This window comes from Brevibacillus sp. BC25 (assembly GCF_000282075.1).
Lineage (GTDB): Bacteria > Bacillota > Bacilli > Brevibacillales > Brevibacillaceae > Brevibacillus.
The window spans coordinates 1-23090 of sequence record NZ_AKIX01000044.1 but is presented as its reverse complement, the minus strand read 5'-3'; the positions used below and the strand labels follow the sequence as shown (position 1 = coordinate 23090).

At 46.9% G+C, this 23090-nt stretch carries 22 protein-coding genes; 11 read left to right on the top strand and 11 right to left on the bottom strand.

The window, feature by feature from the left end:
• Positions 1-22: 22 nt before the first annotated feature.
• Together PMI05_RS13260 and PMI05_RS13255 are read right to left on the bottom strand one after the other, a co-directional pair.
• Positions 23-1048 (bottom strand): asparaginase, encoded by a 1026-nt coding sequence (locus PMI05_RS13260; RefSeq protein WP_007722165.1) that lies wholly within the window; start codon positions 1046-1048, stop codon positions 23-25.
• 280 nt (positions 1049-1328) lie between these two features.
• Complete coding sequence (locus tag PMI05_RS13255; RefSeq protein ID WP_007722164.1) at positions 1329-2297, bottom strand: GDP-mannose 4,6-dehydratase; 969 nt, start codon at positions 2295-2297, stop codon at positions 1329-1331.
• A gap of 187 nt (positions 2298-2484) precedes the next feature.
• Here PMI05_RS13255 and PMI05_RS30710 point away from each other — a divergent pair, with 187 nt between their 5' ends.
• Positions 2485-2628, top strand: coding sequence for a hypothetical protein (locus PMI05_RS30710; RefSeq protein ID WP_007722162.1), 144 nt, complete (start codon positions 2485-2487; stop codon positions 2626-2628).
• Between the two features lie 389 nt (positions 2629-3017).
• Here PMI05_RS30710 and PMI05_RS13245 read toward each other — a convergent pair whose 3' ends face one another.
• The gene (locus tag PMI05_RS13245) at positions 3018-3227 is read right to left on the bottom strand and encodes a hypothetical protein (protein ID WP_007722154.1); all 210 of its coding nucleotides are present in this window, start codon (positions 3225-3227) and stop codon (positions 3018-3020) included.
• Between the two features lie 70 nt (positions 3228-3297).
• Here PMI05_RS13245 and PMI05_RS13240 point away from each other — a divergent pair, with 70 nt between their 5' ends.
• A complete protein-coding gene (locus PMI05_RS13240) occupies positions 3298-4092 on the top strand; it encodes a glycosyltransferase family 2 protein (RefSeq protein ID WP_007722153.1) in 795 nt (264 codons plus the stop codon).
• Here the strand turns inward: PMI05_RS13240 and glf are convergent, their stop codons facing one another.
• Positions 4093-5214, bottom strand: a complete 1122-nt coding sequence (gene glf, locus PMI05_RS13235) for a UDP-galactopyranose mutase (protein WP_007722152.1) — start codon at positions 5212-5214, stop codon at positions 4093-4095.
• A 106-nt stretch (positions 5215-5320) separates the two neighbouring features.
• Here glf and PMI05_RS13230 point away from each other — a divergent pair, with 106 nt between their 5' ends.
• Positions 5321-7057 (top strand): phospho-sugar mutase, encoded by a 1737-nt coding sequence (locus tag PMI05_RS13230; protein ID WP_007722150.1) that lies wholly within the window; start codon positions 5321-5323, stop codon positions 7055-7057.
• Between the two features lie 6 nt (positions 7058-7063).
• Here PMI05_RS13230 and PMI05_RS13225 read toward each other — a convergent pair whose 3' ends face one another.
• Positions 7064-7771 carry a hypothetical protein gene (locus PMI05_RS13225; RefSeq protein ID WP_007722148.1) on the bottom strand — a complete coding sequence of 236 codons (708 nt, stop codon included), beginning with the start codon at positions 7769-7771 and terminating at the stop codon, positions 7064-7066.
• A gap of 226 nt (positions 7772-7997) precedes the next feature.
• On the opposite strand from PMI05_RS13225, the gene PMI05_RS13220 reads away from it, so the two are divergent.
• The 6 genes from PMI05_RS13220 to PMI05_RS13195 all read left to right on the top strand — a co-directional run bounded on the left by PMI05_RS13220 (position 7998) and on the right by PMI05_RS13195 (position 14803).
• Entirely contained in the window at positions 7998-8864 is an 867-nt protein-coding gene (locus PMI05_RS13220; protein ID WP_238543297.1) for a hypothetical protein, read from the top strand.
• 127 nt (positions 8865-8991) lie between these two features.
• Positions 8992-9963, top strand: a complete 972-nt coding sequence (locus PMI05_RS13215; protein WP_007722144.1) for a GDP-mannose 4,6-dehydratase — start codon at positions 8992-8994, stop codon at positions 9961-9963.
• Between the two features lie 44 nt (positions 9964-10007).
• Positions 10008-11243: a glycosyltransferase family 2 protein gene (locus PMI05_RS13210; RefSeq protein WP_007722142.1), complete on the top strand. Its 1236-nt coding sequence runs from the start codon at positions 10008-10010 to the stop codon at positions 11241-11243.
• Between the two features lie 30 nt (positions 11244-11273).
• Entirely contained in the window at positions 11274-12230 is a 957-nt protein-coding gene (locus tag PMI05_RS13205; protein ID WP_007722140.1) for a GDP-L-fucose synthase, read from the top strand.
• On the top strand, positions 12227-13336 hold the full coding sequence (locus PMI05_RS13200) for a glycosyltransferase family 1 protein (protein WP_007722138.1): 1110 nt from the start codon (positions 12227-12229) through the stop codon (positions 13334-13336). Before PMI05_RS13205 ends, PMI05_RS13200 begins: the two co-directional genes overlap by 4 nt.
• A gap of 27 nt (positions 13337-13363) precedes the next feature.
• The gene (locus PMI05_RS13195) at positions 13364-14803 is read left to right on the top strand and encodes an FkbM family methyltransferase (RefSeq protein ID WP_007722136.1); all 1440 of its coding nucleotides are present in this window, start codon (positions 13364-13366) and stop codon (positions 14801-14803) included.
• A gap of 52 nt (positions 14804-14855) precedes the next feature.
• Here PMI05_RS13195 and PMI05_RS13190 read toward each other — a convergent pair whose 3' ends face one another.
• The 6 genes from PMI05_RS13190 to PMI05_RS13165 form a co-directional block, all read right to left on the bottom strand.
• Positions 14856-15743, bottom strand: a complete 888-nt coding sequence (locus PMI05_RS13190) for an NAD(P)-dependent oxidoreductase (RefSeq protein WP_007722134.1) — start codon at positions 15741-15743, stop codon at positions 14856-14858.
• Between the two features lie 36 nt (positions 15744-15779).
• Complete coding sequence (locus PMI05_RS13185; protein WP_039960734.1) at positions 15780-16373, bottom strand: FkbM family methyltransferase; 594 nt, start codon at positions 16371-16373, stop codon at positions 15780-15782.
• A gap of 14 nt (positions 16374-16387) precedes the next feature.
• On the bottom strand, positions 16388-17167 hold the full coding sequence (gene rfbF / locus PMI05_RS13180; RefSeq protein ID WP_007722129.1) for a glucose-1-phosphate cytidylyltransferase: 780 nt from the start codon (positions 17165-17167) through the stop codon (positions 16388-16390).
• Between the two features lie 24 nt (positions 17168-17191).
• Positions 17192-18283 carry a CDP-glucose 4,6-dehydratase gene (gene rfbG / locus PMI05_RS13175; RefSeq protein ID WP_039960732.1) on the bottom strand — a complete coding sequence of 364 codons (1092 nt, stop codon included), beginning with the start codon at positions 18281-18283 and terminating at the stop codon, positions 17192-17194.
• A complete protein-coding gene (locus tag PMI05_RS13170; RefSeq protein ID WP_007722125.1) occupies positions 18276-19679 on the bottom strand; it encodes a sugar phosphate nucleotidyltransferase in 1404 nt (467 codons plus the stop codon). Before PMI05_RS13170 ends, rfbG begins: the two co-directional genes overlap by 8 nt.
• A gap of 113 nt (positions 19680-19792) precedes the next feature.
• On the bottom strand, positions 19793-20638 hold the full coding sequence (locus PMI05_RS13165; protein WP_007722119.1) for a hypothetical protein: 846 nt from the start codon (positions 20636-20638) through the stop codon (positions 19793-19795).
• 207 nt (positions 20639-20845) lie between these two features.
• On the opposite strand from PMI05_RS13165, the gene PMI05_RS13160 reads away from it, so the two are divergent.
• Positions 20846-21694: a DUF1698 domain-containing protein gene (locus PMI05_RS13160; RefSeq protein ID WP_007722115.1), complete on the top strand. Its 849-nt coding sequence runs from the start codon at positions 20846-20848 to the stop codon at positions 21692-21694.
• Between the two features lie 123 nt (positions 21695-21817).
• A complete protein-coding gene (locus PMI05_RS13155) occupies positions 21818-23005 on the top strand; it encodes a glycosyltransferase family 2 protein (protein WP_007722113.1) in 1188 nt (395 codons plus the stop codon).
• The last annotated feature ends 85 nt before the right edge of the window (positions 23006-23090 follow it).

Sequence of the window (23090 nt, the reverse complement as noted above, 5' to 3'; positions counted from 1 at the left end):
ACGGCACTGCTGGAAATGCCATTTATACACGTAAAGAAAAATCTGTCTTGGCTAGACGGAAGGAAGTTTCGATCCGTCCAACAACGTTACCACTCATGTTTGTAATGGGCGGGTTGGTATATTCGGCGAGCGTATCCAAAGGACCGTCCAAGCCGATTCCCAGTTGACGAAGCACTTCATTGACGACCGGGTTGATCGCCCGTGGTCCTCCATCCTCGATTTTGATGGCAATGCCCAATCCTGTTTCTCTATCGCCCAGGCAATACACAGACTCTGCGCCCGCCTTCCCTACGATACGACCGCCAAAGGCTGACATGAGGTCTGTGCAATATCGATTCTCGCCTCCGACCATTTCGGGATGAGCAATCATGGCATCCGTAATTCGCTGAACGGCTTTTCGTCGCTCTGGATTCTCGATCACCTCTGGTCTCGCCAGCTTGGCGAATGCCCACGCGTAATGAGCGAGTGGTAATTGATGGACGGGAACCCCACATCCATCTGTTCCGAGGTTGATTTTGTCTTTGGAATACCCTGTTATGTCCTCGACTACTTCGAGAATCCGCTGTTGCACTGGATGCGTAGGCAAATGATAGGTAGTCACGTCCTCCCCCATATGTGTCGCGGTGGCAATCATTCCGGAGTGCTTACCGGAGCAATTCGAGAATACGGGTGTAAGCGGCTTGCCCTCCCGGATCAGCTGTTTGTAGCTCTCCTCATGACGTGGCACATGTGTCCCGCATTGCAATGCCGTTTCTGGCTGACCTGCTCGCGCAAGCATAGAGAGCGCTCGCGTGCGATGGCGTGGCTCTCCACTATGAGAAGCGCAACAGAGCGAAAGATCAGCTGGCTCAAAACCATACCGATCTGCCGTACCCGTCTCGATTACCGGAATTGTCTGCAACGGCTTCATACTGGAGCGTGCATATGTAAGGCGATGGGGATCACCGTACGAATAGAGCAATGTCCCCTGCGAATCAACGACTGCGATATGTCCGAGATGTGAGCTCTCTACCTGTTCTCCCCGGTATACGTTGGCAACGACGTTCATAGCAAGTCTCCTTTGAGTGTTCAATAGTAGAATGATTGTACTTTTCTACAGTAAGCAATTAGCGTGCCAACGAAATGACTTAACAGTCAATATTGAATTTTCTGCTATTTTACTCATAAGTAGCGGGACAAAAATAACAATCCGCACGATAAATAAGCCACCCCATAAACACTAATAGGTTGCCCCTTTAGATAATTAAGCTACCTTTTTGATCAAACAAAAGAAAAACACCCCTTTTCATCCCGCAATCGGAAATAGGGTGTCCTGAATAGCCTTCCTCTTATTGTTTGGCAACGCGTTGCATATCCGCTTCAACCATCATGTGAATGAGCTCTTCCAGCCTCGTTTTCGGTGTCCAGCCGAGCTCTCTTTTGGCTTTTTCCGGATTGCCCAACAAAATGTCCACTTCTGCTGGCCGGTACAATTCCGGGTCGATCACGACGTAATCCAGGTAGTTCAACCCAACATAATCGAAGGCGATTTTGCACATCTCTTCCACTGTCGAAGTTTTTCCTGTCGCAATGACATAGTCATCCGGCTTATCCTGCTGGAGCATCAGCCACATCGCTTCCACGAAATCGCCAGCAAAGCCCCAATCCCGCTTCGCCTGAATATTTCCCAACCGCAGCTCCTTTTGCTTGTTCGAGGCAATTCTTGCGACAGCATGTGTCACTTTCCTCGTAACAAATTCCAGCCCACGCAAAGGTGATTCATGATTGAATAAAATGCCGTTAGTGCTAAACATCTGAAAGCTTTCCCGATAATTTTTGGTCATCCAGTAGCCAAACAGCTTGGAGACTGCATATGGGCTTCTTGGGTAAAAAGTCGTTTGTTCCGATTGCTGTGGCTCCTGGATTAAACCGTACAGCTCACTTGATGAAGCCTGATACATTTTGATGGCCGGGTCTGTCTCCCGTATCGCCTCCAGAACATGAAGGACACCCAGTCCGGTGACTTGCGCGGTCAAAATGGGCTGCTCCCACGAAGAGCCAACAAAGCTCTGCGCTCCTAAATGGTACAATTCCTTTGGTTTGCATGCCTTCAGTGCACGCGTCAACGACGACACATCCAATAGATCACCTTCCTTGTACTCGACGTGATCTGCGATGTTCAAATACTCCAACCGCCACCTGTCCACCGTGCTACGGCGTGGCACCAGTCCCACAACATGGTACCCCTTCTCTAGCAAAAATTTTGCCAGGTAAGCGCCGTCCTGACCTGTGATTCCTGTGAGGAAAGCTGTTTTCATCCACTTCTACTCCCCTTCTTCAGGCTGTGCCGTAATGTTCATTCCGGTAAGTTCCCTTAAGCATCTCTTAAGCTTATGCCGGACCATGTTCATACGTTCAGTTGTTAAGGGTGAGGGTCAAGAATAGAAGTCCGTAATAAACTAATGAAAGCAAACCGTTGTCATTGATCAAGGAGGAGGTAGGCAGGTGACAGATCATTGGATGCCTGGTCCACAAAAAAGCGGTGTGATTTGGCTTACCGGACTGATCATTCCCACCCATCAGCTTGGCGTCGATGAATGCGTGGAACGAATCTTGTTTTCTTTCTTATCTACCATTAACAAGCAATAAGGCTGGGAGTCAGGGAGTGGAATCATCATGCTTACTTTGTTGACTCGATCAAAAACATGGATTCCGCTATCCAATGAGACATTCAGATGATGTCGCACATCTTTTTCATGGGCAACCGTTATTTTCTTAGTAACACTTTGACCAATAAATAGCACATCACTGGATATCTCCATCCCTCTGGTAAAACCATTACACCGGAAGATAGCCTCCTTGTCTTTTTTTACTTCGAATTCCAAGGAATTGCAGCAGTACAATCCATCCTCGCCCAGAGTCACGGTATGCGGCTTACTCAATTTTTGATCATGGATATGAGTGATTTGTCCTTTCTCCAGGCAGTACTCCAGCACGACCCCAGACGGCCCCTCTGTTGATTCTCATGAATCCACAGATCATTTATGTGAAGGATATCCCGATTGAGTTCGTCCTTGTTTCGACAATGTACGCTTCTCTCCCCATCTCGCAATTCCCCTGCAATTGTTCGTCAGCAATTTCGTGAGCTGAAAATTCTCTTCCTTTACATCCAGAACATACAGTCCTCCATTTACATTGCTACACGTGACGAGCAGCTTGCATTTCCCGATTCCAAAAATGGTACGCACCCTCTTTCTTCCTGCTTACGTGTGTTTCTAAGCTCGTTTGAAAATGACCAAAAGAGGTGTTTCGACCGCCATGTCGCTCATTACTGTCGTGATCCCAACCTATAATCGGGAAAAGTATCTTCCCACAGCCATCGCAAGTGTGTTGAACCAAACACACAAGGAATGGAAGCTCCTCATTGTAGATGATGCCTCTACTGACCACACACATGCCATCGTAGAAAAGTACCTCGATGATCCACGCATTCACTACGTGCTACTCCCTGAAAATTCGGGGATCGGCAAAACAATGGCAGCTGCTCTTGAACGAATTGACACGCCCTACTTCGTCTCACTTGACTCGGATGACTGGTTCGACAAAAAGACCTTAGAAATTTTGTTGTATGAAATGGAACGCCAGCCCGAAACCACGAACGTCGTGTTCTCCAACACCGTTTTTTGGAAGGAAGTTGGTGATACGCGAGAACTGTCTGAAATCATGCGGCCTCCGATCTATGAAGATAAGTATGATTACCTGGAAGCTCCGATGGTTTGGCCTCGTTTTTATCGGACACAAGCGGTTCGTGATGTCGGTGGATTTGAATGTGATGATCCGATGCAGGGAAGGTTTTCTCATGACAAGTACATGTTATTAAAATTGATCGGAACAGGTGATATTCACTGGGTCGATGCGAACCTCTATCATTATTTGATTCACGAGAGCAACAATTCCCACACAAAAAACTGGCCGCAATGGACAAAAGCAAGAAAGTATATCCTTACGAAAATCTTGAAACTGTGGGGCGACGAGTACGAGCCTGTTTTTGTGTACACACCCGAGGGCTGGATCTATGTGAACGAGCTCATTCCGAAAGAAAAGCTTTCCTAACTATTTTGCGACAATCTGCTTAAACAAGGTCAATGCCCGTGCCACTGCTTGATCCATGTTGTAGTACTGGTAGTCCGCGAGTCTGCCCGCAAAAAGTACTTGATCGCGTATTTGCTCCGCTTCTTGTTTATAGAGGCTGTACCGTTCGCTATTTTCCTTGCGAGGAATTGGATAATAAGGCTCGTTTTCGCCAGGTGAATACGGCTGTGGATATACAAAGGATATCGTTGTGTGAGGAACGACTTGACCTGTAAGGTGCTTTTGTTCGAGGATTCTGGTGAAATCATACTCATTGGGATAATTGACAGTCCCCACTTCTTGGTACCATGCCTTTTGATGCGTTTCAAAATGAAAGCGCAGGCTTCGATAAGGCAACCGTCCATGCTTATAGCCAAAGAAGGTATCGATCGGGCCTGTGTAGATCATTCGTTTATACCTAATTTCATCCGCGATTTCTTGATAGTCCGTATTGAGGAGCACCTTTATATTCGGATGGTCGAGCATGCGATGAAACATTGCCGTAAAGCCATGCAGCGGAATTCCTTGATACGTGTCTTGAAAATACCGGTTGTCCCTGCTGACATACACAGGAACTCTTGCGGAAACAGATTGATCCAGCTCCTCCGGCTTCAAATCCCATTGCTTGATCGTATACCGATGAAATACTTTTTGATAAATGAATTCGGCCAAAAAACCAAGCTCTTCATGTGCACTATCTCGAAGCTTCAGAATCGGAATCTTCGCCCCGAATCCATATTGACGGATCAGTAAGCTCTCCAGTTTCTGCGCATATTGCGGGGAAAACAAAGCGGACAATGCATTTAGATTGAAAGGCAACGGTATTTTTATGCCATCGACATAGGCACGCACCTCATGAAAGTACGGCCTCCACTTGGTAAAACGCGACAAATAGTCCCAGACCAGCTTGGAATTCGTATGAAAGGTGTGCGAACCGTATTTGTGAATCAGTACCCCCTGCTCGTCGTAACAATCATAGGCATTTCCTCCGATATGATTGCGCCCCTCAACCACCAACACTTTCTGATCAAGCTCATTGGCAATCCGCTCTGCGAGTGTAGCACCCGTGAATCCAGCTCCGACAATCAGCCAATCCACCTTCATGTTAGACTCACATCCTCCAGTCTTAATCAGATCCACTCACTCACTTACCATTCTGTTAATACCCTAGTAAATGATGTCGTACTCTACACGCGGGAGTGAACTCTACATGAATGCAAACTGGCACGCACACTACACACGCTGGAACGAGTGTGAATCCCTCGATCCAGAGCTTCGTCAGCAGTTAACCGCCATGCACGCTGATGAAAAGCTGCTTGCGGATTGCTTCTCTGCTCCGATTGCATTTGGAACCGGAGGCATGCGCGGGGTCATGGAGCCGGGAATAAACCGCATCAACCTATACACGATTCGCAAAGCAAGCGCAGGGCTGGCTCTTTATTTGCTCGAAACATACCCGGATCTAGCCGTCAAAAAAGTCGTCATTGCCTATGATTCACGGAAACACTCACAGTTGTTTGCCAAGGAAACTGCCAAGGTTCTCGGTCAGTACGGGATTACTACATGTATATTCAAACAGCTGACTCCTACCCCTCTGCTTTCCTTTGCCGTGCGCCACTATTGTGCGTGTGCGGGCATTGTCATTACAGCAAGCCACAATCCGCCGGAATATAACGGCTACAAAATTTATAGTGCTGATGGGGGGCAAATTACGCTCGCAACAGCCGAACAACTGATGGAACAGATCGTCGCAGCCGGAAATGAACTCGAAATCACCCCAGCCGATGAACAAGAGCTGTACAAAAATGGACTTCTCCACTACATTGACGATTCTCTCTTGCATGCGTATTTGGAAAAAGTAAAGCAATTGCGCGTCCATCCAGACTTATCTCCTGCGATCCGAAAGCAAGTGAAGATCGTCTTTACTCCCCTGCACGGTACAACGCATGACTCGATCACACGCGGATTGAACTTGTTTGGGTATACACAAGTGAGTGTCGTGGAAGAGCAAGCTGTCCCCGATCCTAACTTTTCGACCGTAGCCTCGCCTAATCCCGAAGAGCCTGATGCCTTTCGATTAGCGATTTCATACGCCAAACAAGTGGATGCCGACGTGATCATGGGGACGGACCCTGATGGAGATCGCCTCGGTGTGCTCGTCAAAAATCAGGCAGGAGACTACAGCGTCCTGACAGGGAATCAATTGGGAGCCTTGCTTCTTCATTACCTGCTGGATACCAAACAAAAAAAGGGGGGGCTCCCCTCTAACGGCATTGTCTTAAAAACAATCGTCACGTCTGAAATGGGCAGGGCCATCGCGTCAGACTTCGGTGTATCTACAGAAGACACTTTGACAGGCTTCAAATATATTGGCGAAAAAATCGAAGCCTACGAAAAGAGTGGAGCGTATGTCTTCCAATTTGGTTACGAAGAAAGCTACGGATACTTAATCGGCGATTTTGTCCGGGATAAGGATGCCGTACAAACTGCTTTGCTGCTTGCTGACATGTGCGCGTATTACAAATCTCAGCACAAAAGCCTCGATGACACACTGAATGACTTATTCAACCGTTACGGTCATTATGCGGAAGAGCTGATTTCTTTCACGTGCAAAGGAGGAGATGGCATGCAAAAAATATCGGCAACGATGTCTTCCCTGCGCAATCAGCCACCTTCCCTAATCGCCTCCCACCCCATCATAGCCATCGAAGATTATGGCAGCGGGATCCGCACAGATTGTCAAACACGTACATCCACACCGCTCACCTTGCCTGCCTCGGATACGATCAAATACTTTTTCCATGATCATTCGTGGTTTTGTGTCAGACCATCAGGCACGGAGCCCAAAATTAAAATTTATATGGGAGTGAAAGGAACGAGTAAGCAGGATAGCCAAGAAAAGCTTTTCACCTTGAAACAGGCTATCTTGCAGCTGATCAGATTCTAGTATGGACTAGATATCCAAGTACGGACCGGATTGAGGAGGATGTCCGCCCGCGACTGTTCCGTAACGAGGAGGATGATAAGCTTGTTCTGGTGTTCGTTCAGGAAAACCGGATTGAAGAAGCAAGTCGCGTCTTACAAAAAAAGCGTTGACGCCCTTTGAATCTGTTCCCACCAAGGCATATCCCAAGCTGGTTCCTAAAATGGCCAAGGAACTCAAGCTGGCACCGTAGTAGGTATTGCCACCCCATTTAAAATCAGGCTGATACACGATCACCATTTTTTGTGGAGGCGGAAAAGCCGCATTGTACTCAATAACGACAAGTCGCGGGGTGTAAGCAGAAAGAGCTTGCCAAACCCAGTAGTCATTGCCGTCAATGTCGATAGAGAGCAGATCAAATTCTTTTTGGACACCATTTTTTTCGAATAACCCAGCAATATTTTCTCTCGTGATCAACTCATTCTTAATGATGAGCTGTGGATAGGCAGCATAATCGTCAGACATTTTGTTGCAACTGTTTAGGTCGGCTTCCATCGCCAATCCGCCCCATCCATGCTGCGTGACGAGATTTTTTAACATACATTCCGAGCCATCTCCAACTCCGAATTCTACACAATAGCGATTCGTAGTTCCGATTCGCGAAAATATTTCTTCAATGATGCCGTCTTCTCCATTTTGGGAATACACTCGTTTTTCATATCGGTTTAACACATCCATTCTTTCCATGCCTCCATTCACAATGTCCCTCTTTCCGTATCTTATTTATCTTTTTGTGGATACGATTGGTCATTTAATGAACAGGTTGCAAAACAGGCTATTGCACGCATTTCATACAAAATGTTCCACGTAAGAGGCGCCTGCCGTTTCAAGGCCCTCCTCGGGACATATATTAGGATAAAGTTTACTAATGGGAGCCTATCAGGCATTTTGTAAGACAGAGGAGATGTGTATCGTGAGTTTGCCCATCGTGTTTATTCACAGAACGGCTGAAGATCATGTAGGATTATGCATGCAACAGGCGAAATACAGCAACCCTTCTTCTCGTGTCATTCTTATCGGAAGCCCAGAAAACAAATATCTTTCTGCGGAAAATACAGAGCACTTCCTGTTGAGCCGTTTCTACCAAAGTGCCCAAGCTTTTTCTTTTGTTTACAAGCACTCCACTTCCAACACCTACGAATACAATCTGTTTTGCTTCCAACGCTGGTTTATTTTGCGCGATTTTATGAGGAGTCAAGGGATAGAACGTTGTTGTTACCTGGACTCGGACGTAATGCTATACACCGATATCAGTAAGCGAGACAACGAGGATTTCGATGACTTTACATTTGAGTATACCTGGACGACCGTATGCGACCTGGAAAAACTCAATCAATTTTGCGATTACGCGACCAAATTTTTTCGCGACCCTCTTCACTACCAGACTCTGCTTCAATTCGCAAAAGAAATCGGAGATGCCCCTATTTCTGACATGGTGTTGTTTATCCTGTTTCACAATTACGCGCTTCGCCGCAAAGCTACGTATGGTATAGTTGCCAACGGCTTTTTCGATCATAATCTCAACTGTCCTTTTGCTCCATCCTGCCCGCAGGCTGACAGCCAAGATGGGAAGAAGCAGATTTATCAAAAGAATGGCGCTCTTTATTGCAAAATAACGGGCACGACCGACTACCTTAGCGCTCATTCCTTGCATTTTCAAGGACATTCGAAAGCATATATCCCCTACTTTCGCTCACAGGACATCCCGAACACAGATGATTTCATGTATTTCGACTATCCGACCTGCAAATGGGTGCCCGCCAAGCCCTGATCTCAATAAAATTCCCTTTGGAAACGAGCCTGTGCGCCGTGCCATTTTTTCACATTTTTCCATATTCATAATATGTTAAGCTGTTCATCCTTCGCTATGAGCATCATGGACAGGGGGGATTCGACTCATGAAGGCATTGATTACCGGAGTAACGGGATTTGCCGGCAGTCACTTGGCTGAGTATCTACTGTCACGGGGAGATGTAGATGTTTACGGCACATTCCGATCCCTTACCAAAAAAGAGCAGCTGGGGCACCTGATGGACCGCGTGCATATGGAAAACTGTGAATTAAAAGATCCCCAATCTGTAAATGAACTCATCCAGAGAATAAAGCCTGATCTCATTTTTCACTTGGCTGCTCAAAGCTTCGTCCCCACCTCGGTGTCGTCTCCTGCAGATACGATGGTAAACAATATTGTCCCACAATTAAATTTGTTCGAGGCGGTACGCAACCATGCCGTTTCGTGCAAAATTCAAATCGCTTGCTCCAGTGAGGAATACGGTTTGGTCTATCCGGAGGAAATCCCCATAAAGGAGACCAATCCCCTCCGTCCTCTCAATCCATACGCGGTCAGTAAAATTGCCCAGGATTATCTCGGGTATCAATATCATCACAGCTACGGTCTGGCGATCATCCGTACACGCACATTTCATCATACAGGTCCGAGAAGAGGCGAAAGCTATGTGACCTCTAATTTTGCCAAACAAATTGCCCAGATTGAGCTTGGTCTGCAAGAGCCAAAAGTGCACGTCGGCAATCTTGGGGCAATTCGAGACTTCACGGATGTACGGGATATTGTCAAGGCGTATTGGTTGGCGATTACGCGAGGTGAACCAGGTGATGTATACAATATTTCCGCAGGTACTCGTTATACGATCGAGGACATGTTGAAGACGCTACTGGCCTTGACTGATGTGCAGGTAGAAATACACGTAGACACCAATCGGTTGCGCCCCTCTGATGTAGACATCGTATTGGGAGACTCTTCTCTATTTCGAGAAAAGACGGGATGGGAGCCCGAGATCTCTTTCCAGCAAACGATGGAAGATTTATTGAATGACTGGCGCTCTGTACTACGCCAACAGAACAGCTCTTGAAAACGTCGAGTGGATGAGTAGAAAAAATCAGGAGGGAACTTTTTATGTCCATGCAATCCCTTCCTCTCGTCAGTGTCATCACGCCTTCGTACAATCAGGCACCCTTCATCAAACGAACGATCGAGAGTGTATTGACACAAGACTATCCCCATATCGAGCATATTGTGGTCGATGGCGCCTCAACTGACGGTACACAGAGTATTTTGCAGCAATACAGCCATCTGGCAGACCGCTTCCGCTACGTTTCCGAACCAGATCGCGGCCAATCCCATGCTATCAATAAAGGATTGCAAATGGCACGTGGTGAGATTATCGGATGGCTCAATTCAGATGATACGTATTTTCCCGGTGCCATTCGAAAGGCTGTGACAGCCTTGCAGCAGAATCCCGATTGGGGCGTAGTATACGGAAAAGGGCTCCACATTGATGAGAATGACAAAGTAAAGTATCCGTACATTTGGGTGGAGTTTGACAGAAAAAAATTGTTTAATTTCAACATCATCTGCCAACCCGCTGCTTTCCTGCGCAAGCATGCCTTTGAAGCAGTTGGTGGTGTAAACGAAGAACACGACTGGTGCATGGATTACGATTTGTGGAACCGGATTTCCCTACATTACCCGATTGGAACGATACCCGAATTCTTGGCTAACTCACGCTTATATGACGCATGCAAAACGTTTGTCTATGAATTGGAGCCAGGGTTTTCCGAAATTTTGAAAACAAGCGTGAAGCATCATGGCACCATCTCGAATGAATGGCTCTATCACTACACGCAGAAGCATTACAAGCAAGGAGCATTTTGGTTTCTCCACAAGCTGAAAGCGTATCATGCATTCGGACCCTCTCCCCAAATCATTGCATCCAACCGCTACTCAGACGCATGGGCTCCGCAAAACCTGCGAATGACCATCGAAGCCAGCCATGGACCGATGCACGCTTTGCTTATCAAAGGAAGCAACCCTAATACCGCCCCTCTCCTGCATTTCCATGTCATGAGGAATGGGAAACTCGTACACAATTTCCAAGTTACCCACGAGCGTTTTCAAGTCGTGATTCCCATTATCTCGGAGGGACAGCGATGTGAAGTGAGTATTTTTTGCAGCCAACAGATCCTTCAGAGCCACCCCAACAATCCTAAAGTCAAACGATCTATCAGCTACCACCTAGAAGAAGTCCTCCCGCTTTCCTATGAGGAGTACCAATTTTATCAGGAATTTACCAAAGGCAAGTCCCATATCGAAAATTGGGTAAATCGCAGAGTCCCTTCGCCTCGAATTTGAATGCGGACGAGAAAGGCAGGTTGACACGAATTGAATCTGGCGAAAAAACGGATTGTGGTTACTGGTGGATCAGGATTTCTAGGAGGCCACGTCGTTCATCAATTGCGCAAACTGGATTGTACGGACATCTTCATCCCTAGAAGCCATGAATACGATCTTCGCAAAGAACATGATGTAAACAAGATGTTGCAAGATTTCCGTCCCGATATCATTCTTCACTTGGCTGCCGTCGTCGGCGGAATCGGAGCAAATCAAAAAAACCCAGGAAAATACTTTTACGATAATTTGATCATGGGGACTCAGCTCATGGAGCAATCCCGCTTATTCGGTGTCGAAAAATTCGTAGCCATCGGAACCATTTGCTCCTATCCGAAACATGCGCCCGTCCCGTTCCAGGAAGAAGATATATGGAATGGTTACCCTGAAGAAACCAATGCTCCGTATGGCTTAGCCAAGAAAATGATGCTGGTGCAATCGCAAGCCTATCGCGAGCAATACGGGTTCAATTCCATTTATTTGCTTCCTGTCAATTTGTACGGTCCGGGCGACAACTTCGATTTGGAAACCTCACACGTCATCCCTGCCATCATTCGAAAATGCGTGGACGCCATTCGCAATGACGAGAAAAAGATCGTTCTCTGGGGAACAGGCAGCGTCACACGCGAGTTCATTTATGTCGAAGATGCCGCACAGGCAATTATTGCTGCAACCATCAGCTATGATCAATCTGAACCGGTCAATATCGGTTCTGGTCATGAAATCTCCATCAAAAGCTTAGCGGAAACGATCAAGCAACTAAGCGGCTTCCAAGGGGAGATCGAATGGGATAAAACCAAGCCTGACGGACAACCGCGCCGCCTTTTAGATGTGACCAAAGCAAAAAAACGGTTCGGCTTCGTGGCACAAACGTCCTTACTCGCTGGCTTGGAGAAAACGATTGCTTGGTACATGGCACATCCTCACGCCCAAGGGAGGATCCCTACATGAGAGTCGGAATAAACCTGATGTCAGTGATTCCGGGCAAAATCGGCGGGATGGAACAGTATGTCAGGAACTTGCTGGCCTACTCGATGAATGCTGGGGACGGCCATCAGTGGTTTCTTTTTTTATCCTCACACAATTTCCATACCTTTGAGGCGCAAAAAAATGTGCGTAAATTCATGGTCCCCGACCATGGTAATGCACACGCGATGCTTCATTTCTGGATTAACTCATTGCAGTTGAATTTGTGGTTTTGTCCGCTGCTTGTATTGAATCCATCCGATATCACAATCCCTTCTGTTATCAACATTCCTGATATCCAACACGAGTATTACCCGGAGTTTTTCGATGCACATTCCTTGCGCTGGCGACTAGATAACTACAAATCGTCTGCAGAGCGTTGCAGTGCCGTGCTGACTCTGTCGGAGTTTTCCAAGCAAACGATCCTCCAAAAATTCGGGCTTCCTCCACAAAAAGTACATGCGATCCACCTGGATGCCTCGCGGGAATTTTCCTTGCCGCATAATGAGGCGCTCAACCAGCAAGTCATACAAAAGTATAAGCTGCTGCCCAGCGAATACGGTTTTTTCCCCGCGAATACATGGCATCACAAAAATCACCTGAATGTATTCAAAGCACTCGTCACTTTGCGGGATAAACACAATATACGTATCCCCATGGTTTTCACCGGTTTTGCTCAAGAGGCTCATCAAAACGTCATGAATTACATCACGAATAACCAGCTGTGGGACCAAGTCAAATGGCTCCATTACGTACCGCAGGAAGAGATGCCTTACTTGTATCGAAATGCCCAGTTCCTTTGCTTCCCTTCCCTCTTCGAAGGCTTTGGCATTCCGCTGGTAGAAGCCATGAAGTCCAACATTCCAATCGTATGCTCCAATGCAGGGAGCATTCCTGAGGTGGTGGGTGATGCTGCTCTCACCTTCGACCCGAATATTTCCGATGATATCGCGGTGAAGCTCGCCCATCTTTATTTGACACCTGAGGCAAGAGCAGACTTGGTTACCAAGGGCATCCATCAAGCCAAGCATTTTTCGTGGGAGAAATGCGCACGCGAAACACTGGCTGTCTTTTCTTCCGTCGCACGCTAATGTCTTTTGAAAGGAGGTCATCTTTGTATGTCACGCATGCAGCAAATTCGAGAGACGTGGAGGAAGGAGCGCCGAATCCCGTTTCCATTAACAGAACAAGAGACTTGGGATTTTTGGCTGTTGGAAGCACCGACAAACGATTTGAAAAAGTCGAAGATCAAACATATTGCTAAAACGATGGGCATACGCACCTTGATCGAGACAGGTACGTTTAAGGGCGACATGTTGCAGGCGATGAAAAACCATTTCGACTTGCTCGTTTCCATCGAGCTGGATGAAGAATTGTTTATCGCGGCAAAAGAGAGATTTTCCGGCGACAGCCACATCCATATCCTCCACGGTGACAGTGGAGAAGTATTGACCAACCTGATGCACTCTGTTACAACACCTTGCCTGTTTTGGCTGGACGGCCATTACATTCCCCGCTCATCTGAGGCAGCCAAAGGAGATCTGGACACCCCTATCTTGCATGAGCTGACTGCCATTTTACAGCATTCTGTCCAAAATCACGTCATTTTGATTGATGATGCTCGTTGCTTTATTGGTCCCAATCCATTGTTGAACGATTATCCCACGATCCAACAACTACGAGAATTCGTTCATGCTCTTCGTCCCGACCTCTTATTCGTCGTAGGAAATGACATCATCATGATCTACAATCCACTTGAAGGAGCAACGAATTCGATGAAGAAAGTTGACTTTCACCTGCCGTTTGACAATCAAACCTTTACTGTCTATGGGGACGGCTCCGATCAAAGCGTCCTGTACTTTATGGAGTATTACCAAGGATACTATGAAGACTACGTTATCCTTCCTCTGAAAAAAATCGTACAACCTGACCATATTTGCCTAGACATCGGAGCGAACATCGGTCCGATCTCGCTCGCACTGAGCTATCTCGCGCCTCAAGGCAAGGTGTACGCATTCGAACCCTCCGATGTCAATTATCCGTATCTCCTGCGAAATCTGTCCGAGAATCACATCACCAATGTCGAGCCACTCCAGCTGGGAATAGCGGACCGGAACGGGAACATTCATTTTAATGACGACCCGCGCGGAGGCGGATGGTCTTATATCCCGCATGAGCCAGAAGCCGTGGAGAAATCCACCCAATTCATATCATGTGTCAGGCTGGATGACTGGGTAGAGCAGAATATGATCTCGCGCATCGACCTCATTAAAATTGACGTGGAAGGCTCGGAGGTCATCGTCTTGGAAAATGCCATGCGAACACTTAAGCAGTGGGACCCGGATGTGATCATTGAATTCAACCCTGAGAGCATCAAGGAAAACTTCGGCAGACATCCACTCGTGCTATACACACTGCTGGAGAAATTGTTTACCCATCTGTATATGTTTAAGCGGGACAATACGGTGGTAAAAGTGAAGAACTACAACCACTTACTAGACGAAATGAAACCTTTCCACGCTGATCTGTTCTGTACGAACAAGACTTTCCTCGATTAAGCGCACATGATAAAAACATGGCTGCAGGCTCGCCATGTTTTTTGTTTCGTTGTTATTTGAAAGTGGCCATTACCTTTCTCAATCCATCCTCCAGCTTTACTTGATGATCCCACCCTAGAGCTTGCAGCGGTCGAATATCTGCTTGTGAATGCATGATTTCCATGTCGGTATACGCAATTGATCCGAACTTCAGGACCGTGCTTGATTGAGTCATCTGATGAACCAGTTCTACAAACTCTCGGATCGAGGTTGCCGTACCTGTCCCTACCTGGTATTCCGTAAATCCAGCGGGTATACGGGTAGCAGGCGCCAACAACACACGAAAGGCATAAACAACATCATCCACATAAATAAAGTCCCTTGCTTGCTTTCCTTCTGTAAGCCTTAGTTCGAGCTCCTTTTCGAGACAGCTTTTGATGACAAAAGAGACAAATTTATTCGTATTGTCATACGGACCATACATATGCTCCAGCCTGACGTTGATGAATTGCAGGGAAGATGTATCTGCTAGGCATTTTCCCCATTCTCGAAACTGGCGCTTCGTCAAATTGTAAGGTTGTAGATGTTTGGGTAATCGGACGGGCACACTGGAAAACGTATCTGTATTCAGAAAAACAGGGGTGCCAGAGCGTATAGCCACATCTAGCAGTTTCAGCGGAAAGGTCACATTGGCATCTACCATCCTGGCATTGCTCTCGTTGTTGCGTCCATAACAGGTTGCCGTATGGATGATCGCATCGATTCTCCCCTGCTCGAAAAAAGGAGCTTCCCATTGACCGCGATCCGTATCATACGTAATCAAATCAGGCAATATGTCCTGGATACGCGAGCAATCGGAAGTGCTCCTTTTCAAAATGATGACAGTATGTCCGTCCAATCGCAGCGCTTTTACGAGATGGCTTCCGAGAAAGCCTGTCGCGCCGGTCACAAGTATCTTCATCTGGGATCGCTCCCCTTCACCTGCTTGGCACTCTCCTTATACCCAGTTCAAATCGATGTTGTGAATTTGTTTTTCTTGCATGACCCTCCGAAAGTGATCGGCTTTTGCTTTCAAGTCTTGGATCAGCCATTCATGATTTTCTACCACGATTTTTTCTATTTGAAGGTGTAAATTTTGCTCCACGATTTTTTCCAACAGTTCAAATTCTGCCCCCTCAATATCTATTTTGATTAATTTGATCGGCCGATTGAGCATCTGGATGAACTGTGTCAAATCAATTACCTCTACCTCTACATACTTTTCGGGATTCGTAACTGGATGATTAGTCAAAAGGGAAGAGGCATAAGCGGACCCAGCTGGATCCGTATGGAAAAGATCATGCAAATGCAAGCGTAGTTTATCGTTTTTATGCCAAACCGCTTTGTTTATACATATGACATTGGGATAGGAACCCACCCTCTTTTTCAATTCCTCAAATACGTATGGATTCGGTTCAAACGCAAAGACGAGGGCGCCTTTATCCGCCATTTTTTGAGAAATGAGCCCGTGATTTGCCCCACAATCGATCGTTATGTCCCCGTATCCGATCGGAGAAAAAACCTCTTCACTGTTCTCATTTAATCCGCCCACTCCTGCTTCCTCCTTCATGTTCGGCTGGTTGCCCATGCTGCTTTTCCGGATTTCCACAGTTCTTCCAAGTAGTTTTTATCTCGGAGCGTATCCATTGGCTGCCAAAAACCGGTATGCTTGAAGGCCATCAGTTGATTCGCCTTGGCCAAGCCCTCCAGCGGCTCTTTTTCCAATACCGTCTCATCACCTGCAATATAGTCGAATACACCCGGCTCCATGACAAAAAAACCAGCATTGATCCACCCACCGTCCCCTTTTGGCTTCTCCTGGAATCCTTTTACGGCGTTGCCATCGGCAATATCCAATGCTCCGAATCTGCCTGGCGGTTGAGTCGTGGTGATCGTTGCGAGTTTTTTATGCGTGCGATGAAATTTTACCAGCTGTTCAATATCAATGTCGGATAAGCCATCTCCATACGTCAGCATGAATGTTTCTTCTCCCACATACTTCTGTATCCGCCTCACCCTTCCACCTGTCCCTGTGTCTTTCCCCGTATCAATCAATGTGACTCGCCACGGAGCAGCATTGTGGTTGTGAAAAGTGACCTGATTGTCATTACGAAAATCAAAGGTCACATCAGAATGGTGAAGGAAATAGTGCGCGAAGTACTCCTTAATCATATAGCCTTTGTACCCGAGACAGATGATGAAATCATGGAAACCGTACTTGGAATAATTGGACATGATATGACAAATGATGGGCCAATCACCAATCTCAATGAGCGGCTTTGGACGAAGATGCGTTTCTTCTCCAATGCGCGTGCCATACCCTCCTGCTAGGATGACGACTTTCATTGGCTGCCCTCCTTCCTCTGTTGTTCATTGGGCCTTATCTGTATACGCTGCGATTTGGGCCAAACAGATCTCCCTTACGTCTTGCTTTTGCTCATAAGCCTTATGCCAAGAAATGATACTATCCAAAGTCTGCTCGAGTGACCACTTGGGCTTCCAGCCTATTACACTTTTGGCTTTGGAACAGTCCAGCTTTAAATATTGGGCTTCGTGCCATTGTGAATCAGTTCGCTCTGCTTCAAAGCGGGCACCAGCTCCCCATCGCTCACACAATTGCTGGACGATCCACTCTACCGATTTGGCATCTTCCTCATTCGGACCAAAATTCCAACTCTGGGCGTAATCCTTGCCATTTCCCCACATTTTTTCAGCGAGCATCAAATACCCTGTTAATGGCTCAAGGACGTGCTGCCACGGTCGAATTGCTTTGGGATTTCGGGTGGTGACTTTCTCTCCCTTTATCAAGGCACGCAGGCAATCCGGTATCAAGCGATCAAGAGCCCAATCACCGCCGCCGATTACATTGCCTGCTCGCGCTGAAGCAATTGCTACGCCATGCTGGTGATACTTGTCAGGGTGAAAGAAAGCATTGCGATAGGAGGCAGTCACTTGCTCCGAACATGCTTTGCTGTTGGAATACGGGTCGTAGCCGCCCAACACATCTTGCTCCCGGTATCCCCACACCCACTCCCGGTTTTCGTAAACCTTATCCGTCGTAACATTGATGATCGCTTTTATTTTCATTCCGTTCTGCACAGCCACTCTCGCCGCCTCGAGTACATTCACCGTACCCATGACATTGATTTCGTAGGTTTCCGCCGGATATTGATACGACAAACGCACCAGCGGCTGAGCGGCCATATGAATGATGATATCCGGCTTTGCTTGGTTGATCGCTTTTTGAACGCTTTCCTTCGATCTGACATCATCAATGATCGAATCAACCAATGAGCTGATTTGGGCACACTCAAAAATACTTGGATTCGTCGGCGGCGACAGCGCATACCCTGTTACCTTCGCTCCTAAGTGATGCAGCCATAAGCACAGCCATGCCCCTTTGAACCCCGTATGACCTGTGATCAACACTTTTTTGTCACGCCAGAACGCTGAATCAATCATCGTGATCACCGTGCTTCCCAATCTGCTCCAGGATCGCTGACCACGTCATTCCGAGTCGAACGATATCTTCTTCCACCAACTGACTTCCCATCTGTACCTCGATGAATTCCAGCTCGGTCGTAGCTTTGATTGCATGTTTGGCTCCTACCGGTATTTGCAATACGTCACCCGGTCCAACCTGGCTCAGTTGATCATCCAAGATAAACTCGCCGCAGCCCTCTACGATGATCCATACTTCGCTACGGTGGTGATGGTACTGATAGCTCAAATTTTTTCCGGCGTATACATGGATTCTTTTCGTTAATACTTCCCCGTCGTCCTCATTTTTCTGAAAATGCATAACCTGATACCATCCCCAGCGCCGCTCTTCATACATTGGGCGCTTTGTCCAATCCAAAGCCAAATTTTTGACCATATGACTTTGTTCCTTGGAAGAAACGAGGATGCCATCAGGACTGGCCGCCACGATCATATCCGATAAACCAATGGACACGATAGGTATGTCCAATTCGTTGATAACGTGTGTATTCGTGCAACTCTCATCGAGCAAAACCTTACCGATTGCATTCCCTCTCATTTCTTCCGCGAGCGTATTCCATGTCCCTAAGTCCTTCCAGTCTCCGTCATACGGGAGAACGACTACTTTCTCTGCCTTTTCTACAATCTCATAGTCAAAGCTGATGGCAGGCATTTGGCTATATTGCTCAAGCATGCGGTTGTATTCAGTAGGCAATCCTTTTTGCTCTAATTCGCGAATCAGATAGCCCAATCGAAAAGCAAAAATTCCACAATTCCATAGGGCCTTCTTCTCTACTAAATCCTGCGCTTGCTCAAGTGACGGCTTTTCTTTGAAGCTTTTTACTTTTTGATAGGCATGAGGCCTTTTACCCTGATCCGATTGTGATTCTAGCTGTGGAACAATGTAGCCGTATTTCGTAGATGGATACGTAGGCTTCACTCCGATTAATGCGAGATTCGCGCCTGATCTGAGTATGACGTTCTCCAGCTCCTTGATCCTATCCATAAAGCGATCCTCAACGAATGGATCTACAGGCATGATGGCGATGACTTCATCCGGGTCCATCGTCAAAGCAGAGTACAAATAAGTCACCGCTAAAGCAATGGCAGGGAAAGTATCTCTTTTTTCCGGCTCCACGATCAAGGGAACGCCTTCTCCAAGTTGGCTTTGAAGCAAATCAACATGCGAACGGCCTGTTGAAATATAAACAGGCTCCGACCAATTGCGAGAGGCCAGCTGTCTCCACACTCGTTGAACCATCGCCTCTGGTTGGGCATGTGCATTGCCTATCAACTTCAAGAACTGTTTGGACCTGACATCATTGGAGAGCGGCCACAGCCTTTTCCCTGAACCACCCGATAGCAATATCAGTTTCACTCAGGCCACCTCTATCCGTTTATCGTGTTGTATGCACCATCTTATGCGTTTGTCGCAGTCGATGCTCTATGGTCCAATGAAAATGGTCGAATAACACGAGGGATGATAGAAGCCTATAAAAACTGAATCCATCGATTGGTAATATAATCGAAAATGTAAGAACCTGCTTGTGGGAGATAGGGAGCCGTGAAAAACTTCATATGGTGCTTCGTGTATCCTTGAAAATGAAGAGAAAACAACGGTACATATTGATTCGTTGCCTTATCCTTGCAGTACAGGACACCATTTATCGAGTAAATTTTCTTATAGCCATACAAATTCTCCACCGAAGCAGACTGCTGAATATTGCCGTCAATAAAGCCATCATGAAACAAGCCGTTCGTCATTTGGTAATCCTTAAATTGTGCAAGAAATAGCAAGGCAAGCACCATATCTGTAATTAATGGCTGATTGAATCTGACATGTTCCTTTCTCTGCATCGTGTAATGAACGACTTTCGCAAATGTTATCGGATTGGCAAACTGAGACGTCATAAACTCGCAAAAATGTTCCAGCTTCTGCCTATCCAAGAAATTGGTCCATACGAATTCCATCATAAAGTTGTCAAAGCGCGGATGGTTCACATCGGTAAACAGCATGACATCGGTATCGATATAACAGCATTTCGGAATCTGATGCTTGTTCATAAACGCCAACAAAATAAACCATCTTTGAAAACAAAACAGATTGTACTCATAGGGCATGAAATGAATATGTTTATAGACTCTCGTCATTTCGATAGCGGCTGGCATGTAATCGTCTATCATCCCATGAATGATGCCGTTCATAGCATACCTTCTGTTCCCCCCATTCCCTATCAAATAGACGGGCGAATGGGGATTACTTCTTTTCGCTTGCTGCAAGCTGTATGTGAGATAATCATCGTCCCCTCGATGGATGATCACGATGGGCAAGGGCATACTCTTTCCGCCTCCTTTTTCTCCCCATACTTTATGTATGTGACAGACAACGAGAAACGGGCATATGCCTTTTTTCCGAAAACCTGCTTGTTGCCAAGCAACTTTAGACGTGAATAGGACGAAATTAATGCATTTATATCATTTCCCCCAGCACAGTCCGAACATATCGTATAGGGCAAGCACTCTGCAATGAAGGGGGACATGTCGATGGGAAGATTTTGGACAGATCAGGAAATTCTCGATGAGATCAGCAAACGGCGATGGTACCATAAGATCGCGCTGCGACCCGGTATTGTCACACCCGGGATTACGCTTCTGGAAGGTATATGGAATATGACGAGACAATCCAGAGAATACATCCAATATTCGGGGAAACGCGTCCTTGATCTCGCTAGCTTTGACGGAATGTGGGCGTTTGAAGCGGAGCAAAGAGGGGCAAGTCTTGTCGTGGCTACGGACTGTATGCAGCCGCTCTATTTGAATTTTGAGTTTTGCAAGAACATCCTGCAAAGCAAAGTTTTGCCGCTGTATAATACCAGCCCTTATAAATTATGGGAAGGGCTGCAAGTTTTGCTGATGGACGATTTTATAGAACCACTGCCATTTCCTCAACAAATACGGCACAATCAATTTGATGTCGTCCAGCATCTTGGTTTGCTCTATCATCTGCGCGATCCGATGTGGACATTATCGCAATGCCGAAGCGTGATTAAACCAGGTGGGCACCTCTTGTTGGAAACTGCCTGTATTTTGGATACAACCCAATCGATCATGGTCTACAACGGAGCTCCTGGACAAATGAACCGGATTTATAAGGACGATACCACTTGGTGGCTGCCGTCCGTCCTTTGCATCGAGGAGATGCTCCGAGGCACACTGTTTGAAATCATTCCTGAATCGGTTCGGACCATCCCTTCCGGCAGAATCAACAATTACGATGCGGGGCGTATCAGCCTCGTGGCAAGAGCCATTTCTGGCAACGAAATCGACCCTAACTGTCACGCCGAATTGCTCCGTATCTTCCGCAATCCAGGGATCGTTCCGGACTACCTGTAAAATCCGGGTACATTGAAATCGGGTGCACAAGATCAACGATGCTTGTGTACCCGATTTTCCATTCTTTCATAATCTGATGGTAGTGCATGCATTTTTTATGATGGAAAGATGGGAGTGAATCTCGTGTCCCACTCACAGCACCCCTTAGTGAGTATCATTACCCCCTCTTACAACCAAGGCCGGTTTATTCGTGAGACGATAAATAGCATATTGACCCAGGACTATGCAAACCTTGAGCATATTGTGGTAGATGGAGGCTCGACTGACGATACGCTCTCCATCTTGCAAGAATATGCACAAAAAGATCCGCGCTTCCGTTATATTTCCGAACCGGATCGCGGACAGTCTCATGCGCTTAACAAAGGCTTGGCATTGGCAAGAGGGGAAATCATCGGCTGGCTGAATTCAGACGACACCTATGTACCTGGCGCCATTATGAAGGCTGTTCACGCTTTTGCGGGTAACCCAGCCTGGGGAATGCTTCACGGCAATTGCCATGTAATGAACGAGTACGGTCAAGTATCCACCACTTACCCGTCAGAACAAGCTGATTCCAAGAAGTTGTATCAGAGCTGTGTGATTTGCCAGCCATCCGCTTTCATCAGAGCCCACGTCTTCAGGCACATGGGGGGCGTAGATGAAAAATTGCAATTTTGCATGGATTACGACCTGTGGATGCGCATCGCCAAATTTTATCCCATCGGTTACCTGCCTCACTATTTAGGAAACGCTCGAATCCACACGGCTTGCAAATCAGCTACCCAATGGCATTCCGTCGGCGTACCCGAAGTCATACGATCTCTTGCAAAAAATTATTCGTCCATACCCAGCCATTGGATATCGTACGTTCCACAGTACAAAGGCATGGGTGTACTCGACCTGTTGAGGCTCTATAAGTCCTTTCCATCCAATACAACCAGAATCACAAGCATGAATCGGGGGATGGACTTGTGGGCGCCTCCTGTCCTGCGTGCGATTGTTGAATCAGATCCATCTGCACCGGCTCAAATGTTGTTAGTGAAGGGCAAAGTCCCTGGCTCCCCCGTAAAATTGCCGAAGCCCATTGTTTTGACTGCGCTCGTGAATGGCGTAAAAGTAAAAAGTTTTACCGTTGATAAACCCACCTTTGCCCTCGAAATTCCACTCGATCCGAATGCCACGACGATTCGTGTAGACATCGCGTCTTCCAGTGTCGGTGTACCGAGCACTCCTCAAGTCCAGCAAAGAATGGCAGGAGGATACATGGCCGAAGAGATCATTCCGCTTTCGTATGACGAAGTGATCGTGTACAAAGCTTTTTCGAGGAGCTAACCTTTCAGCTCGAGTATAATTTCGTCTCAATGACAGCCGCCGCTCCGGCTATGGCAAGCAGGAGCAGCAACGGATAGGCGGCTGG

Excerpts from the sequence above, each read along its gene's own strand:
- rfbF (WP_007722129.1), bottom strand. The coding sequence starts at position 17,167 with ATGAAAGTCGTCATCCTAGCAGGAGGGTATGGCACGCGCATTGGAGAA.
- rfbG (WP_039960732.1), bottom strand. The coding sequence starts at position 18,283 with ATGATTGATTCAGCGTTCTGGCGTGACAAAAAAGTGTTGATCACAGGT.
- PMI05_RS13220 (WP_238543297.1), top strand. The coding sequence starts at position 7,998 with ATGTGTATCGTGAGTTTGCCCATCGTGTTTATTCACAGAACGGCTGAA.
- PMI05_RS13260 (WP_007722165.1), bottom strand. The coding sequence starts at position 1,048 with ATGAACGTCGTTGCCAACGTATACCGGGGAGAACAGGTAGAGAGCTCA.
- PMI05_RS13160 (WP_007722115.1), top strand. The coding sequence starts at position 20,846 with ATGGGAAGATTTTGGACAGATCAGGAAATTCTCGATGAGATCAGCAAA.
- PMI05_RS13255 (WP_007722164.1), bottom strand. The coding sequence starts at position 2,297 with ATGAAAACAGCTTTCCTCACAGGAATCACAGGTCAGGACGGCGCTTAC.
- PMI05_RS13165 (WP_007722119.1), bottom strand. The coding sequence starts at position 20,638 with ATGCCCTTGCCCATCGTGATCATCCATCGAGGGGACGATGATTATCTC.
- PMI05_RS13230 (WP_007722150.1), top strand. The coding sequence starts at position 5,321 with ATGAATGCAAACTGGCACGCACACTACACACGCTGGAACGAGTGTGAA.
- PMI05_RS13240 (WP_007722153.1), top strand. The coding sequence starts at position 3,298 with ATGTCGCTCATTACTGTCGTGATCCCAACCTATAATCGGGAAAAGTAT.
- glf (WP_007722152.1), bottom strand. The coding sequence starts at position 5,214 with ATGAAGGTGGATTGGCTGATTGTCGGAGCTGGATTCACGGGTGCTACA.
- PMI05_RS13190 (WP_007722134.1), bottom strand. The coding sequence starts at position 15,743 with ATGAAGATACTTGTGACCGGCGCGACAGGCTTTCTCGGAAGCCATCTC.
- PMI05_RS13215 (WP_007722144.1), top strand. The coding sequence starts at position 8,992 with ATGAAGGCATTGATTACCGGAGTAACGGGATTTGCCGGCAGTCACTTG.
- PMI05_RS13225 (WP_007722148.1), bottom strand. The coding sequence starts at position 7,771 with ATGGATGTGTTAAACCGATATGAAAAACGAGTGTATTCCCAAAATGGA.
- PMI05_RS13195 (WP_007722136.1), top strand. The coding sequence starts at position 13,364 with ATGTCACGCATGCAGCAAATTCGAGAGACGTGGAGGAAGGAGCGCCGA.
- PMI05_RS13200 (WP_007722138.1), top strand. The coding sequence starts at position 12,227 with ATGAGAGTCGGAATAAACCTGATGTCAGTGATTCCGGGCAAAATCGGC.
- PMI05_RS13210 (WP_007722142.1), top strand. The coding sequence starts at position 10,008 with ATGTCCATGCAATCCCTTCCTCTCGTCAGTGTCATCACGCCTTCGTAC.